The following is a 14,502-nucleotide window of genomic DNA, read 5'->3' as shown; positions in this document are numbered from 1 at the left end:
ATTTCTTTCTAGGAGGCAATTACATGCAATATCAAACAAATTGGAGCGTAATTCCCAATAATCTGCCGTTATTCCTAGAAGGAATGTGGCTAACGCTGGAAATTTCAGCGTTAGCCCTTCTTTTTAGTATACCTATTGGTATTTTAATAGGACTATTGAGAATTTCACGCAATAAATGGCTTTCTTTTTTAGCAACAGCTTACATTGAAATTATGAGAGGGATTCCACTTCTTGTACTATTATTTTGGATTTTCTTTGTTCTAAGTAATTTTTTGCGGCTTGGTCCATATTGGTCAGCAATCCTCGGTCTGGCAACATTCTCTGGTGCCTTCATTGCTGAGATTGTCAGAGCTGGTATTCAATCTGTCCCTAAAGGCCAAATGGAAGCAGCCCGTTCATCAGGTATGACCTATGCACAGGCAATGAGACTGATTATCTTGCCACAAGCATTTCGTAAGGTATTGCCGCCTATGGCGTCCCAATTTATCATTCTAATAAAAGATTCATCGCTCGTTTCCGTTATCTCGGTAATCGATTTGACACTGATTGCAAAAAACTTAGTAGCAACCAGTTTCCGCTCACTTGAAGTTTGGACATTCGTTGCACTACTTTACTTTATTATGACCTTTACCCTATCGCAAATTATCCGATATTTTGAAAAGAAATATCAGGTTACAGAATAATAAACCGTAATGAGATGTAAAAGGAGTGATCTGTATGATCTCAATAAAAAATGTGCAAAAATCATTTGGAGACAATAAAGTCCTCCAGGATATTAATCTAGAAATAGCACAATCACAAATTTTTGCCCTCATCGGTCCAAGTGGTGCTGGAAAAAGCACGCTAATCCGCGCAATTAATGCGCTTGAGCCGATTAATGCTGGGGAAATTATTGTGGATGGTGTCAGCATACATGATAAAAAGACAAATATTAATACTGCTCGAACAGATATAGGATTTGTATTTCAGTCCTTTAATCTTTATCCATTTTTAACTGCTTTACAGAATGTTACGATTGCACCAGTTAATGTAAAAAAAGTAAATAAGGCGGAAGCTGAAAAACGCGGAAAAGAATTACTCACTATGTTAGGACTTGAAGCCAAATTTGATTTCTACCCTTCTCAGCTTTCTGGAGGCCAGCAGCAACGGGTAGCGATTGCAAGGGCACTGGCGATGGATCCAAAAGTCATGCTTTTTGACGAGCCAACCTCTGCACTAGACCCTGAAATGATCAAGGAAGTATTAGATGCCATACGGAACTTAGCTAGTACTGGAATGACGATGATTGTTGTTACACACGAAATGGGCTTTGCTAGAGAAATGTGTGACCAAATTGTCTTTATGGCAGATGGAAAAATTGTTGAAGTCTCTCCACCTGAACAATTTTTTTCTAACCCATCCACTGAACGGGCACAAGAGTTTTTATCAAAAGTACTTAACCACTAATCTTTGGAGGTACATAACATGGAAGTTAAGGTACAAGGGGAACGTTGGTTTCCAGCAGAAACTAGTTTTGCAGACGAATTAAAAGACTTATGGGGCAACTGGTATTGTGACTCTGAAGTCGGCAGATTAAGAGCAGTGCTCATGCACCGCCCTGGGATAGAAATTGAAGGCATAACAGAAGAAAATTTTGCTGAATTCCGCTTCCGTGCGCCTATGAATCCTGTTCGGGCACGCAGACAGCAAGATCAGCTTGCAGAAATATACCGGGCGCATGGTGTTGAGGTTCATTATGTTGAAGGACAGCGTGATGATAAACCAAATGCTATGTTTATGCGCGATTTAGTGTTTATGACTCCAGAGGGAGCCATTGTCTGCCGCCCTGCTATTTCTGCTAGACGAGGGGAAGAAAAAGCAGTAGCCAGAACCTTGGCAACGCTTGGTGTCCCTATTATTAAAACTATTAACGGTGATGGATTTTTCGAAGGTGCAAGTGCCATGTGGGTTAACCGCGAAACCGTCGTGATTGGGACCGGAAGCCGTACAAACGAATCAGGTGCCCTTCAAGTAGAACGTGAACTAAGAAATATAGGAGTTAAAAATATTATTCGTACGCAAATACCATATGGATCCATTCACCTTGATGGGTATATGAATATGGCCGATAAGAATAAACTCGTTATTTTCCCATGGCATACTACATACGATTGTATGAAACAATTAATTGATCTCGGTATCGAATTAATTGAACTTCCCTACATCGATGAGTTAAAACAGGGAATGAGCTTAAACTTCGTGGCACTAGCTCCTGGAAAAGTAGTCATGCCTACAGGGAATCCATTAACGAAAGATCTCTTACTTCAAAATGGTATCGAAGTAATTGAAGCTGAAATGGACGAAATCATCAACGGCTGGGGTGCCATCCACTGCATGACCGCCTTCTTAAACCGAGATCCAGTATAAAAAAAACGGACAGGTTATCGCTGTCCGTTTTTTCTTCCTAAAATTTGATAAATTCGGGGCGGTACTTGTCATTCCATATAATAGTTTATTAATTTTGTGAGTGCTTCTTCTAAGGGTGTAAAATGGTAACCTAGTTGTTTTACTTTGTCTGTATTTATCGACCAGGAGCCTGGTAATGAAAACGGGGATGCGTTCTCTTTTGTTAAATCGGTTATTATGATTGGTTTGTTACCTGTCATTTCTCCAATCAAACCAACCAGTTCATTTAATGAAATATCAGTATCACAGCCAGGATTGATCGGACCGGTAAATTTACTCATTCCTATCCTAAATAAGAAATCAGCTGCCTCATCAGCAAGAATGAAACTATAACGAGCATTTGGGTTTGTTATTCCAATCGGTTTATTTTGAAGTACTTTATCTACATGGAACTTTAACCGGTTTGTATAATCATCCTCTGAAATAACAATTGGGACTCTAACAAGGACTGATTCAAAGATTTCACTATCGTAGAGGATAGCCTCCGAGGCCCGTTTTGCTTCTTGATAACCCTCATACCCTGCATAATCCTGCCTCTCTTTCACTTTGTAGGTATAGTTAGCAGGATCGAAGTTCTCCTCTTTATGTTGTGTTCCATAATCATAGACTGCTTGTGTAGAGGTAAATATATATCTCTTTGCTTTCCCTCTTAATATCTCAGTCGTATCTAGCGCTTCCTTTGCTGACAAGCAGGACTGGTCATAAATTAAATCCCATTTTTCATTAGAAAAGGCATTGATCATAGAGTCTTTATTCATTCTATCCATCACTAAACGATCAATCAGATTTCCAAATGGATCTAGATTGTTTCCTCTAGTTGCGATTGTAACACGGTCCCCATTATCAATAAGCCTTTGGACAAGCTTCATTCCAAAGTATTGGGTACCCCCTAGTACAAGTACATCTCTCATTTTTCATCCCCATTTCAATCAATTATGTAATATCTGGATATCTCTAACTACTTAAATAGTATATTTTATTTCATATAATTCAACAATTTTTAACTATTTTCTATAAAAAAAGGAAACCATGTTGAAATGGTCTCCTCTGTCCATATTTTATGCCACTACTTCCTTGCTTTGAGGGCTGCCTTCTGTAGAGTCCTCTTTTGCATTTGCACGTTTGATGAAGATTGCTAGTACAATGGCAATTGATGAGATAAACGTCGCTATAAGGAAAGAATAGTTAATCCCCTCTAACATGGCACTCATGGCAATTTGTTGTTTCATTTCAGCAAGCGCGGCTGCAGTTGGCTGTTCAGTAAGATTTTTCATAGCTGCTTCACCTAGGTCCTTCGCAGCTGATTCTGTTCGGTTTGACATAATCGTTACCAGTAATGCAGTGCCGATCGCACCTGCAACCTGATTTATGGTATTGTTCATGGCTGTTCCGTGGGGATATGCCCTTGGTGGTAATTGATTTAAGCCGTTAGTTGATACTGGCATCATAACCATAGACATTCCAAACATTCTCACTGTGTTTAAAATCATTAAATGACTATAGGAGGTATCTTGTGTTAATTTACTGAAAAAATAGGTTGTTACAGTCATAATAATTAACCCAGTGAATGCCAACATACGACCGCCTATTTTATCAAATATTTTACCGGTAATAGGGGACATTAAAGCCATTGTAAGCGCTCCAGGTAGCATCAATAATCCAGCATCCATTGGGGAAATCCCGCGAATTGTCTGTACATAAATGGGTATTAACAGCATCCCAGAAAACATCGCCATATTGACAACGATTGTAATCGCAGATGATAAAGCAAACATTGGGTATTTATAAATTCTGAAATTAAGCATTGGTTGTTCTTGTTTTAATTGACGCAAGATGAAAATTAACAATGAGATAACTCCAATAGCAATTGTCCCGTATACAAGTGGACTATCCCATCCCTTTCCACCTGCAGAGCTAAATCCATAAAGTATTCCGCCAAAACCAGCACTTGATAACAACAGCGAGAAGATATCCAGGCGGAGGTATACCTTTTCTTTCTTATCTTTAAGCATAAAAAAGCCAAGTAAAACCACTAAAATGGCAATAGGAGTAATAAAATGGAACAGCATTCTCCAGTCATAATGTTCAATAATCCAACCTGATAATGTTGGCCCAATTGCTGGTGCTGCCATTAAGATTAGTCCAAATATCCCCATAGCCGTTCCACGTTTCTCCACTGGAAAGCTAACTAACATAACATTCATTAACAATGGCATCATGATGGCTGAACCCGCCGCTTGGATCATTCGTCCTGCAAGCAGAATAGGAAATACATGTGCTGTGCCGCCTAAAATCGTACCTGCTGCGAATAGACACATTGCCACCAAAAATAGGTTTCGAACAGAATATTTTTGAATTAAATATGCCGTTGCTGGAATCAGAATTCCATTTACTAGCATAAAACCTGTAGTTAACCACTGAACAGTTGACGCCTCTACTTTTAAGTCCACCATAATCGAAGGTAGTGCAATATTTAATAAAGTGTTATTTAAAAATGCGATAAAGGCTCCAACCATTAATACGGAAATAAGACCGTAAGGTGGACGACCAGTTGGATTCATGGTCTGTTTCATTGTAAGTTCCTCCTATATACATTCGGTTCATTATTATATACTCTCGTTACACAGCCTTTATCATATACCACAAGTATAAATATTGCAATCAAAAAATCTCTCGATTTCATTAGGAGTTTTCTTTGTTTATTCTTCTTTATTTTTTAAGAATATACTGTTAGTTCAATTAATATTTCTTAAATCATTCCAATTTCAACTTACAAGAATTACCTGTTTTAAAAAAATAAAAAGTATCCAAATTTGAATAATTGGATACTTTAATGGACGTTTAGTTAATTTTTTTTCACTTAAAATCTTTTTATATTAATTATCTTATCCTTTTGTTTCGATTGCGTAAAAACGTTGGGATATCTAATGAATCCTCTTGATGTCTCTGCTGAACTGGCTCCTGATTCAGCTCTCTAGCTTGCGGCCTTTGGTATTCTTCAGGATACGGTTGCCCAAAATCAACAGTCTGTGGTCTTTGTTGGCTTTGTGGACGTACAGGTTCTTCCCGATATCCACGATCACGGCTGTACTGTCCCTGAGCGTGCTGCCTTGCTGCTGATCCTGTTCTGCTGGTGGAAGAATTAGCACCATCTTTCTCCTCAAATCCAGTAGCAATAACGGTAATCATGATTTCGTCTTTATAATTATCATTAATAATTGATCCAAAAATCATATTTAATTCCTTATCAGCTGCCGAAGCTACAATATCTGCTGCCTCTTGAACCTCAAATAGGCTCAAATTACTGCCGCCTGTAATATTCATAAGCACACCTTGTGCTCCATCAATAGAAGTTTCTAGCAAGGGACTGGAAATCGCTTTTTTAGCCGCCTCCACTGCTCGATCGGGTCCCTTTGCCTGACCAATTCCCATTAATGCAGTACCTTGATTACTCATAATCGTTTTAACGTCAGCAAAGTCTAAGTTAATTAAACCAGGAACGGCTATTAAATCAGATATCCCTTGTACACCCTGCCTTAGTACATTATCTGCTTCTCTAAACGCTTTCACCATAGGTGTTTTCTTGTCTACTATTTGAAGCAGGCGATCATTAGGAACAATAATAAGTGTATCAACAGCTTCCCTCATTTGCTCAATACCTGTTGAAGCATTAGCGGCACGTTTACGGCCTTCAAAACCGAATGGACGTGTAACCACTCCAATCGTTAACGCCCCAAGTTCACGAGCAATTTTAGCAATTGCCGGTGCCGCTCCTGTGCCTGTTCCGCCTCCCATTCCTGCCGTAACAAAGACCATATCTGCACCTTTTAGAACTTCTTGAAGTTGAGATTTGCTCTCTTCCACCGCGTTTTTTCCCACTTCTGGATTAGCACCAGCACCAAGCCCTCTTGTCAACGTGGCACCAATTTGCATCTTGATCGCTGCTTTTGATAGATTTAGAGCCTGTGCATCTGTATTAACAGCAATAAATTCAACTCCTTGCACACCGTCCTCGATCATTCGATTGACAGCATTATTTCCGCCGCCGCCGACACCAATTACCTTAATTCGAGCTACTTGATCTATATTCATGTCAAAATCCCACATATTTCTTCCTCCTACTAATTAATCCATTTTTCGGCTAAATACTATACTTTTATTTTTATTATCATTGATTATTATACTAATATTTTCCCCTATTCTACCATATGAACAGGTAATTTTCAGAAAAATGTAAGAAAAGTTCGGTATTTTTTTCAGGTAATGTGTAATGAATCTTAAAACAAACATTGTTTTTCAAATTATGGCATACTTATAGGAAACATCAATTTACACTATCTTTATTTTAACAAATATTATTTCATATTAGGATAGTGCTCTGGTCATCTCCTGCCCCGCCAAAACTGATCTGGCTATGCCAATATACTTATATTTTTTCTTCATGTTGGCTACAATTCTAATAAATTGGAGGTAAAAGGCTATGATTCGTCTATTAATGTTATTATCGTTTATATTTTTATTAAATATTTCTTGGCCGGCTATAGAAAAACAAATGGATCATACCGGAATAAATCAAGCTGTTGATACTATTGAGGAAGAGATAGGAGAGTTGAAAAATAATCCCGAATTACTATCAACCTTAAATACATTTTTCGATCAGATTCAACAATTGCTGTTTCAGCTTAACACCGACAAAGATGAACTTACTCAGCCTAATGAAACAAAAGACAATAACCAATTGGAAAAGATAGAATTAAATACTCCAGAAGGTGCCTCCTTCTCTGTTCATAACATTCAGCTTGGCGATAGAAAAGAAGTTATTGATCATGAACTTGGGGCAGCCAATCGCTCATCCCTAAACGAATATAGTAAAAAATGGTATACCTACCATGATAACTATCAGAATTTCTTCATGCTCATGTATGATGATGATAATAAAGTCGCGGGTTTATATACGAACCAGGATTTAGTTGCTTCTACAAATGGGATCAAGATTGGCTCTCCTAAGCAACTGATTCGCGATACTTTTGGTGAACCGATAACCAAAATCCAGAAAGGGCTGACTTTTTACCAATTACAAGAAAATAGTGACTATGATATTTTTGTATTTGAAGATACCTACCTTACCATCTTCTACGACCAGCATGAGGATGATACTGTAACTGCACTGCAAATCATCAGCAAAGACTTAGAGGATAGTCGATCCGTGTTTTATTCAAAGGGAAGCAGTGGATTAAAAGAAGGTTTTGAATACCAAATGTTTGATTTGACAAATGCAACTCGAGTGAATCACGAATTATCAATCCTAACCTGGGATGATCATGTAAGAGAAACTGCGAGGAAACATAGTTTGGATATGGCAGAGAACCAGTATTTTGACCATACCAACCTAGAAGGCAAATCGCCTTTTGACCGTATGAGTGCTGATAATATTGTCTATTTAACAGCAGGAGAAAATCTTGCAACTGGACAATTGAGCAGTATATTCGCACATGAAGGATTAATGAACTCATTAGGGCATCGCAAAAATATCTTAGCTGCTGATTTTGAGTATTTAGGTGTAGGTGTAGCCTTTAATACTCAATCACAGCCTTATTACACACAAAACTATTATGCAAAATAAAGAGGAAGGCCCATGCTAACAGGGCCTTCCTTTTATGTTTTTTGTATTTGGGCTTGCTTACCGCCTTTATAAAAAATTTGTAGTGAAAATAAAAGAGCAAATAATATCATGCCAATTATATCACTATAGCCTTCCGGATAGATTAAACATAATCCAGCTATAATCGCTGCCATTCTCTCTAGTAAGAATAACTTACGTACCCAGAAACCGATCACTCCTGCCCCAATTGAAATCATCCCGCACAACGCCGTAAATACGACCCAAATCAAATAGGTCCAGGTTGTATCAATCATTAACAATTCAGGCGAAAGGACAAACATGTAAGGAATGATAAATGCCGAAATGGCAAGTTTTGAGGAATTAACACCCGTCCGGAAAGGTTCCCCGCCAGAAATAGCTGATGCGGCAAAGGCTGCCAACGCTACCGGAGGAGTAATATCAGCAATGATTCCAAAATAGAACACAAATAAATGTGCTGATAAATCCGGAACACCTAGTAAAATGATAGCAGGAGCTGCAATTGTTGAGGTAATTACATAATTAGCTGTTGTGGGTGACCCCATCCCAAGTATGATGGCAGCAATCATCGTTAAAAATAGGGTTGGGAGCAGATAACCTCCTGCTAAATCAATTAATCCGTTGGCCATCTTCAAACCGAGACCCGTTTTGGTTACCACACCAACGATAATTCCGGCAGCCGCTGTCGCAGCGGCAATTCCTAGTGCTGAACGTGCACCAGAAACTAGTGCATCAATTAACCCAGGTAAGCCAATTCGAGTCTCTTTTTTTATTCCGCTCACTACAACTGTAATAACAATCGACCATAGTGCTGCTCGTACAACACTCATCCCCGACATTAATAATACAATAACAGCAATGATCGGAAGTAATAAATAGAGCTTTTTTAGCACCTCTTTTCGATCAGGCATTTCTTCTTTTGTCAGTCCGCGGAGCCCTATTCGTTTTGCTTCAAAATGGGTCATAATCCATATTCCAGTAAAATACAAAACAGCTGGAATAGCAGCCGCTTTAGCAATCTCCCAATAAGTGATACCTCCACCGATAAATTCGACCATTAAGAAGGCGGCTGCACCCATAATCGGAGGCATTAACTGACCGCCCGTAGAGGCGGAGGCTTCAACAGCACCGGCAAACTCCTTTTTATATCCTATTTTTTTCATCATTGGAATGGTAAAAGAACCTGAAGTAACTACATTTGCCACAGAGCTTCCGCTAATGGTTCCTTGTAAAGCACTGGAGAAAATCGCTACTTTTGCCGGCCCGCCGACACTTTTTCCGGCAATTGCGATTGCAAGATCATTAAAGTACTGACCCACCCCGGTTTTAATTAAAAACGAACCAAAAAGTAAAAAGAGAAAAATAAAGGTAGAGGACACGCCCAAAGGTGTTCCTAAAATCCCTTCAGTTGTAAAGAACATGGTTTGTACCAGCCGATCAAGAGAAAGACCACGGTGGGCAATAAAACCTGGCATGTACTGACCAAAAATAGCATAGAGCATAAAGACTAATGCAATAATGGTAATTGGAAGCCCTACGGTTCGTCGCGTTGCTTCTAATACTAAAAGAATAGCTGATAATCCGACCCAAAAATCAAGTTGAGTAACAGTCCCGGCTCTTAAAACTAAATCATCAATCAATAATGGCCAATAGGCACCTACAACGATTGAGATCATGGCAAGAATATAGTCGTACCAGGCAACCTTACATTCCTTCCCTCTATTTTTCTTCCGAGCAGGAAAAAGCAAAAAAATGAGTGCTAACGCAAATCCTAAATGGATGGAACGCTGCAGTTGAGCCGTTAACATGCCAAATATACCTGTATAAAGATGGAATAAGGAAAAGGCTAAAAGCCCGGCAAACACGGTCCATCCAACGATGCCTTTTAGTTTTCTCGAGCCAGCTTCGGGGTCATATTTTTCCAACAGCCGCTGCTGCTCATCAGTAGAAAGAGTATCATCTTTCGAACTCAAGAATATTCACTCCTTTCCATTGTTGAAGAATGTTCAATTTACGCACTTCAATTTTCACTGAAGTTCCTGGTTTTAAAAATTGCGTTAAAACATACTCGTGTTTTTTATAAATAACACGGTGATTGGCACGGACCTGTCCAATTCTTAGGTGGAAGGATTGAAAGATGCGATTCATATTTTTGATGTAATATTTCCCGTCAACATGTTCAAATGTTTCTCCCTCATCAGCATTCGCAGGCATGCCAATAGCAAAATCCTCATACATTAACTCATATTGTTGTATTTCTTGATTAGTCGTTATTTTATAGCTTTCAACTACGTCTGATAGATGAATAGAATGAGTGTATTTTATATGAAAAGATTTTTCGCCCTTAATAGGGAGATAGACAAAACGGTCAGTTGAATGATTGGGTTGGAAAACGATTGATTGCTTTTGAGGAATTATTACTACGATGGCAGCAAAAATGAATAGACTAAATGTTAGAATGATAACTTGTTTCATTTTTCCTCCTAACAAGTAAACTAGAAAATGAGACCGGCTATCCATCAGCCGGTCATCATAAATGTTGTTTTTAAAGTTCTTTTACGGGGCTTTCACACCTTTTTCATCAAAGTACCTTTGGGCACCTGGATGGACATCGATCCCCACACCATTAAGAGCATTTTCTACCTTTATTAGTTTTCCTTTTGCGTGGGTCACCTTATCAAGATTCTCAAAGATAGCTTTTGTAATATCATAAACTACTTCTTCTGATAAATCGCTGCTAACAACGAGCATCGCTTGAACTGCTACGGTCGTTACGGCAGACTCTAACCCATATGTTCCTGATGCTATTTCATCCTTAATATAATAAGGATATTTTTTAATCAAAGCGTCAATTTTATCCTGGGCAATTGGAATAATAACGACATCCTCTGTTGCTGATAGGCCTTCAACTGCACCTGTAGGGGTACCAGCGGTGACAAATGCTGCATCGATGGTTCCGTCTTGTATACCTTGAGTAGATTCATCAAACGATAAATCTTGTTTCTGGATATCATCAAAGGTCATGCCGTGAACCTCAAGAATTTGCTCAGCGTTAGGGTTTGTACCGGAACCTGGGGCACCTACTGATACCTTTTTCCCTTTTAAATCTTCTACTGATTTAATACCTGACTTTTTTGTTGTGACAATTTGAATGGTTTCTGGATAAAGGGTAGCAATAGCTTGTACGTTGTCTACCTTGTTATTCGCAAACATTAATTTCCCTTCTACCGCATAGGAAGCAATATCTGTCTGGCTAAAAGCAATCTCTGCATCTCCGTTCTTAAGAGTGGTCATGTTCTCAGCAGAGGCACCGCTAGTTTCAGCATTGGTTTCAATACCAGTTGCGTCTTTAATAATTCCTGCAAAAGATCCACCTAGAGGGTAATAGGTTCCTCCAGTCCCCCCTGTGAGAATACTAATAAATTTTGGCTTTTCCTCCTCTACTGCCTCCCCACTTCCCTTACCCTCATCACTTTTTGCATCTTCTTTTTTACTACCGCATGCTGCTAGTATCATAGAGAAAACTAAAAGAAAGACTATAGAAAGCAGAAAACGTTTCTTTTTCAAAGAAAATCCCCCTTTTTTTTTATTACCTTCCTCTTATCCATACTTATTAATAAACTTGTCAATTATTACAAATTTATATCTTCGGAACTAGGGATTGTAATTTTTAAAGGGGGATATCTATTTTTTCCTATTAATATTTCTTGATTAAAATTAAAATAGTTGAATCTCTTTTTTTCTCATACAAAAAAGCCCAAGACTCTTGAGGCTTTTTTGTGAAATCTATTTACTTTAATGATAGGCCACCATCGATATGTATGACCTCACCTTGTATCATTTGTGCTCCGGGACTTGCCAAAAAGGCAATCGTCTCTGTTACATCTTCAAATGTAAGGTTTCTCCCGCTTGGATTTAGAGCGGCTGCATTTTCTAACATCTGATCCGCATTCTCAGCAAACATGGAGCGAAACGCTTCAGTGTCTAGAGCCCCTGCGGAAACTACATTTGCTCTAATTCCATGTGGAGCTAATTCTACCGCCATATAGCGTATGATTGACTCTGTAAACGCTTTCGTAGAACCTAAAGCCGCATACTTTCTAGTCGCTTTTCTTGCACCTCTGCTTGATAATGCAATGATGGTAGAACCGTATTTTAATAGCGGCCGAATTTCTCTGACAATATCAATAAGAGATAAACTGCTTACTTCTACCACATTTCTCCACTCTTCAGGGGCAATTTCTAAAGAGTCACCTCTAACAATTCCTGTCGCACAGTGGACGATAACATTAATCGAATCAACTTCTTTACTTATAATAGCCGCCATCTCACGTACTTCAAGATAATTTCCAACATTGCATTTTAATAAATGCACATTCCCGCCTTTGGCAGAAACCTCCTCTTTCGCTCTAGCTGCCGCCGCATCATCATGAAAGTAATTTAAAAACAAATGGTTTCCAGGAGCCGAAAACCGCAACGCTGTAGCTTTTCCAATCCCTTTCGTCCCTCCAGTAATTAATATATTCACCCTAATTCCCCCTTTTGCATCATTTTAACCATATGTTCATTTTTTAACTTCGTGTTTTCTATCACTATTATAAATTTTGCAATATTAGTAGTCAATAAATTCTGATTATTTAAACTAACTTGTAACAAAGATAATGGTACATACTATCTTTGTGGAGGTGAAATAAATTATGAATGAACATCAAAACAGCTTTCCAAATGTTAATCTGAAGGGGAAGTTGCAAAAGCAAAAAGGTGAAGTAGATGCTTCCCAACAACGATATGGGCAGCCCCATCAAACTGAATATCGCAATAAGAAGAAGTGAGCCTATTATTCTAATTTCAATGCAAAAAAGCTTGGTTTTCCCAAGCTTTTTGCATTAATGTTTTTGGTTAACAAAAAATTATTCAATTGATTACGAATGTGTTGTAACGGTTTCAGAAACTTCAGGTTGAATAAGAGCATGTTTTTCCCAGGCTCTGCTTTTCCAGCGAAAAAACATAACAATGGCGCGAAGCCATTCATCTGCAGCGATGGCCAGCCAAATACCAACCAATCCCATCTCAAAATGAAAAACAAGAAGATAGCCTAAAGGTACACTCATCCCTACCATTGAAATTAACCCAACCCACACTGGGAACTTGGCATCTCCTGCAGCCCTTATTGAATTGATTAATACAATATTCATGGTCCGACCAGTCTCTAAAGCAAGGCTGAAGAGTAATACTTTAGCTCCTAATTCAATAATATCCTGATCCGCAGTAAATAAATTCATTAATGGTTCACGGAAAATGATAACTAGGATCACCATAAAAAGCGAAACAGAACTAGCCCAGCCTAAACTATTCCACACTCGATGATACGCCTCATCCTTCTGATTAGCACCTACAAGGCGGCCGACTATAATCGCCGTTCCCATGCCAATCGCAATTGCGAATAGGAATATAAACATCGAGATATTTGATGCGTACTGCCTAGCCGCTAATGACTCTGCTCCTAGGTAGGTTGCATAATATAAGAATACAAGTTGACAAGTTTGGTAGGTAACTTGCTCAAAAGCCGATGGTATTCCTATTTTCAGTATTTGTCCAATATACTCCTTTGATAGTGAGAAATAGTACTTTAGTTTTACCTTTACTTCCAAGATCCTATATAACAGCCAGAAGAAGACGATAAGTGCAAGGAAACGACTTACTACAGAAGATATGGCAACTCCCTGGACACCCATTTCTGGAAAACCTAAATGACCAAAAATTAACACGTAGTTACCAATGATATGGATGATATTCATCCCTAAGGAAACAAACATCGCTTCCTTAGTAAATCCATGGACACGAATAATTGCCGATAATGAATTAATCATTGCTTGGAGGAATAGTGCTCCCCCGACAATTAATAAATAACTATGAGCGAATGCTAAAATCTCTCCTTGAAGATTTAGAGCTTGGAGCAGATTATCGGAGAACAACAAAAATCCAGCACTAATGATTAACCCTGCTATGAGGTTAAGTGTTACAGCTAAGGCTGATATTTTCGCAGCTTCCATATATCTTCGTGAACCAATATATTGTGCAACGACGATTGATGCACCATTACCAATTACTTCCATTATCAAAATCGCAATATGCATATACTGATTTGCCGCTCCAACGCCCGCCACTGCATTGTCTGAAATGGCACTAATCATGATGGTATCAGCGATTCCCATAAGCATGAATAAAAATACTTCTAAAAAAATGGGCCATGTAAGAAAAAACAGATTAAATCCTTCTGCCTTTTTTGGAACTAAACTTTTTGATTGATGTGCCCCCATGCTGCCACCTGCCTAATTTCTAACAAATAAATAGTATAGTAGCACAGATTGTGCATGTTTGCACTAATTTTATTCTGATTGTTTTGCCTCTAATAA

The 14,502-nt window shown here is 38.6% G+C and carries 13 protein-coding genes; 5 read left to right on the top strand and 8 right to left on the bottom strand.

Annotated features, from left to right (window positions below):
* Positions 1-23: 23 nt before the first annotated feature.
* The 3 genes from BTR25_RS20335 to BTR25_RS20325 are packed head-to-tail and all read left to right on the top strand — an operon-like array spanning position 24 to position 2,406.
* Positions 24-683, top strand: a complete 660-nt coding sequence (locus BTR25_RS20335) for an amino acid ABC transporter permease (protein ID WP_075689862.1) — start codon at positions 24-26, stop codon at positions 681-683.
* A 34-nt stretch (positions 684-717) separates the two neighbouring features.
* The gene (locus tag BTR25_RS20330) at positions 718-1,446 is read left to right on the top strand and encodes an amino acid ABC transporter ATP-binding protein (RefSeq protein ID WP_075689861.1); all 729 of its coding nucleotides are present in this window, start codon (positions 718-720) and stop codon (positions 1,444-1,446) included.
* 18 nt (positions 1,447-1,464) lie between these two features.
* Positions 1,465-2,406: a dimethylarginine dimethylaminohydrolase family protein gene (locus BTR25_RS20325; protein WP_075689860.1), complete on the top strand. Its 942-nt coding sequence runs from the start codon at positions 1,465-1,467 to the stop codon at positions 2,404-2,406.
* Positions 2,407-2,474: 68 nt separating this feature from the next.
* Here BTR25_RS20325 and BTR25_RS20320 read toward each other — a convergent pair whose 3' ends face one another.
* The 3 genes from BTR25_RS20320 to ftsZ all read right to left on the bottom strand — a co-directional run bounded on the left by BTR25_RS20320 (position 2,475) and on the right by ftsZ (position 6,552).
* On the bottom strand, positions 2,475-3,356 hold the full coding sequence (locus BTR25_RS20320; protein ID WP_075689859.1) for an NAD-dependent epimerase/dehydratase family protein: 882 nt from the start codon (positions 3,354-3,356) through the stop codon (positions 2,475-2,477).
* Positions 3,357-3,503: 147 nt separating this feature from the next.
* A complete protein-coding gene (locus BTR25_RS20315; protein ID WP_075689858.1) occupies positions 3,504-5,018 on the bottom strand; it encodes a DHA2 family efflux MFS transporter permease subunit in 1,515 nt (504 codons plus the stop codon).
* Between the two features lie 307 nt (positions 5,019-5,325).
* Positions 5,326-6,552, bottom strand: a complete 1,227-nt coding sequence (gene ftsZ, locus BTR25_RS20310; RefSeq protein WP_075689857.1) for a cell division protein FtsZ — start codon at positions 6,550-6,552, stop codon at positions 5,326-5,328.
* 373 nt (positions 6,553-6,925) lie between these two features.
* Between ftsZ and BTR25_RS20305 the strand changes: the two genes are divergently transcribed.
* The gene (locus BTR25_RS20305) at positions 6,926-8,068 is read left to right on the top strand and encodes a CAP domain-containing protein (protein WP_075689856.1); all 1,143 of its coding nucleotides are present in this window, start codon (positions 6,926-6,928) and stop codon (positions 8,066-8,068) included.
* A gap of 32 nt (positions 8,069-8,100) precedes the next feature.
* Here the strand turns inward: BTR25_RS20305 and BTR25_RS20300 are convergent, their stop codons facing one another.
* The 4 genes from BTR25_RS20300 to BTR25_RS20285 all read right to left on the bottom strand — a co-directional run bounded on the left by BTR25_RS20300 (position 8,101) and on the right by BTR25_RS20285 (position 12,614).
* Positions 8,101-10,059 carry a TRAP transporter permease gene (locus BTR25_RS20300; protein ID WP_075689855.1) on the bottom strand — a complete coding sequence of 653 codons (1,959 nt, stop codon included), beginning with the start codon at positions 10,057-10,059 and terminating at the stop codon, positions 8,101-8,103.
* Positions 10,043-10,561 (bottom strand): DUF1850 domain-containing protein, encoded by a 519-nt coding sequence (locus tag BTR25_RS20295; protein WP_083652490.1) that lies wholly within the window; start codon positions 10,559-10,561, stop codon positions 10,043-10,045. The genes BTR25_RS20300 and BTR25_RS20295 overlap by 17 nt, the downstream gene beginning before the upstream one ends.
* A gap of 81 nt (positions 10,562-10,642) precedes the next feature.
* The gene (locus tag BTR25_RS20290) at positions 10,643-11,653 is read right to left on the bottom strand and encodes a TAXI family TRAP transporter solute-binding subunit (protein ID WP_075689853.1); all 1,011 of its coding nucleotides are present in this window, start codon (positions 11,651-11,653) and stop codon (positions 10,643-10,645) included.
* A 223-nt stretch (positions 11,654-11,876) separates the two neighbouring features.
* Positions 11,877-12,614, bottom strand: coding sequence for an SDR family oxidoreductase (locus tag BTR25_RS20285; protein ID WP_075689852.1), 738 nt, complete (start codon positions 12,612-12,614; stop codon positions 11,877-11,879).
* Between the two features lie 169 nt (positions 12,615-12,783).
* On the opposite strand from BTR25_RS20285, the gene BTR25_RS28525 reads away from it, so the two are divergent.
* Positions 12,784-12,918 carry a hypothetical protein gene (locus tag BTR25_RS28525; protein WP_303046856.1) on the top strand — a complete coding sequence of 45 codons (135 nt, stop codon included), beginning with the start codon at positions 12,784-12,786 and terminating at the stop codon, positions 12,916-12,918.
* 90 nt (positions 12,919-13,008) lie between these two features.
* On the opposite strand, the gene BTR25_RS20280 is transcribed toward BTR25_RS28525, so the two are convergent.
* On the bottom strand, positions 13,009-14,406 hold the full coding sequence (locus BTR25_RS20280; protein WP_075689851.1) for an MATE family efflux transporter: 1,398 nt from the start codon (positions 14,404-14,406) through the stop codon (positions 13,009-13,011).
* Between the last annotated feature and the right edge of the window lie 96 nt (positions 14,407-14,502).

The organism is Bacillus sp. MRMR6 (genome assembly GCF_001940785.1).
Classification (GTDB): domain Bacteria; phylum Bacillota; class Bacilli; order Bacillales; family Cytobacillaceae; genus Neobacillus.
This window is presented reverse-complemented; position numbering and strand designations above follow the sequence as displayed.

Coding starts and splice junctions, on each gene's coding strand:
- BTR25_RS20295 (WP_083652490.1), bottom strand. CDS start 10,561: ATGAAACAAGTTATCATTCTAACATTTAGTCTATTCATTTTTGCTGCC.
- BTR25_RS20330 (WP_075689861.1), top strand. CDS start 718: ATGATCTCAATAAAAAATGTGCAAAAATCATTTGGAGACAATAAAGTC.
- BTR25_RS20280 (WP_075689851.1), bottom strand. CDS start 14,406: ATGGGGGCACATCAATCAAAAAGTTTAGTTCCAAAAAAGGCAGAAGGA.
- BTR25_RS28525 (WP_303046856.1), top strand. CDS start 12,784: ATGAATGAACATCAAAACAGCTTTCCAAATGTTAATCTGAAGGGGAAG.
- BTR25_RS20325 (WP_075689860.1), top strand. CDS start 1,465: ATGGAAGTTAAGGTACAAGGGGAACGTTGGTTTCCAGCAGAAACTAGT.
- BTR25_RS20315 (WP_075689858.1), bottom strand. CDS start 5,018: ATGAAACAGACCATGAATCCAACTGGTCGTCCACCTTACGGTCTTATT.
- BTR25_RS20335 (WP_075689862.1), top strand. CDS start 24: ATGCAATATCAAACAAATTGGAGCGTAATTCCCAATAATCTGCCGTTA.
- BTR25_RS20320 (WP_075689859.1), bottom strand. CDS start 3,356: ATGAGAGATGTACTTGTACTAGGGGGTACCCAATACTTTGGAATGAAG.
- ftsZ (WP_075689857.1), bottom strand. CDS start 6,552: ATGTGGGATTTTGACATGAATATAGATCAAGTAGCTCGAATTAAGGTA.
- BTR25_RS20305 (WP_075689856.1), top strand. CDS start 6,926: ATGATTCGTCTATTAATGTTATTATCGTTTATATTTTTATTAAATATT.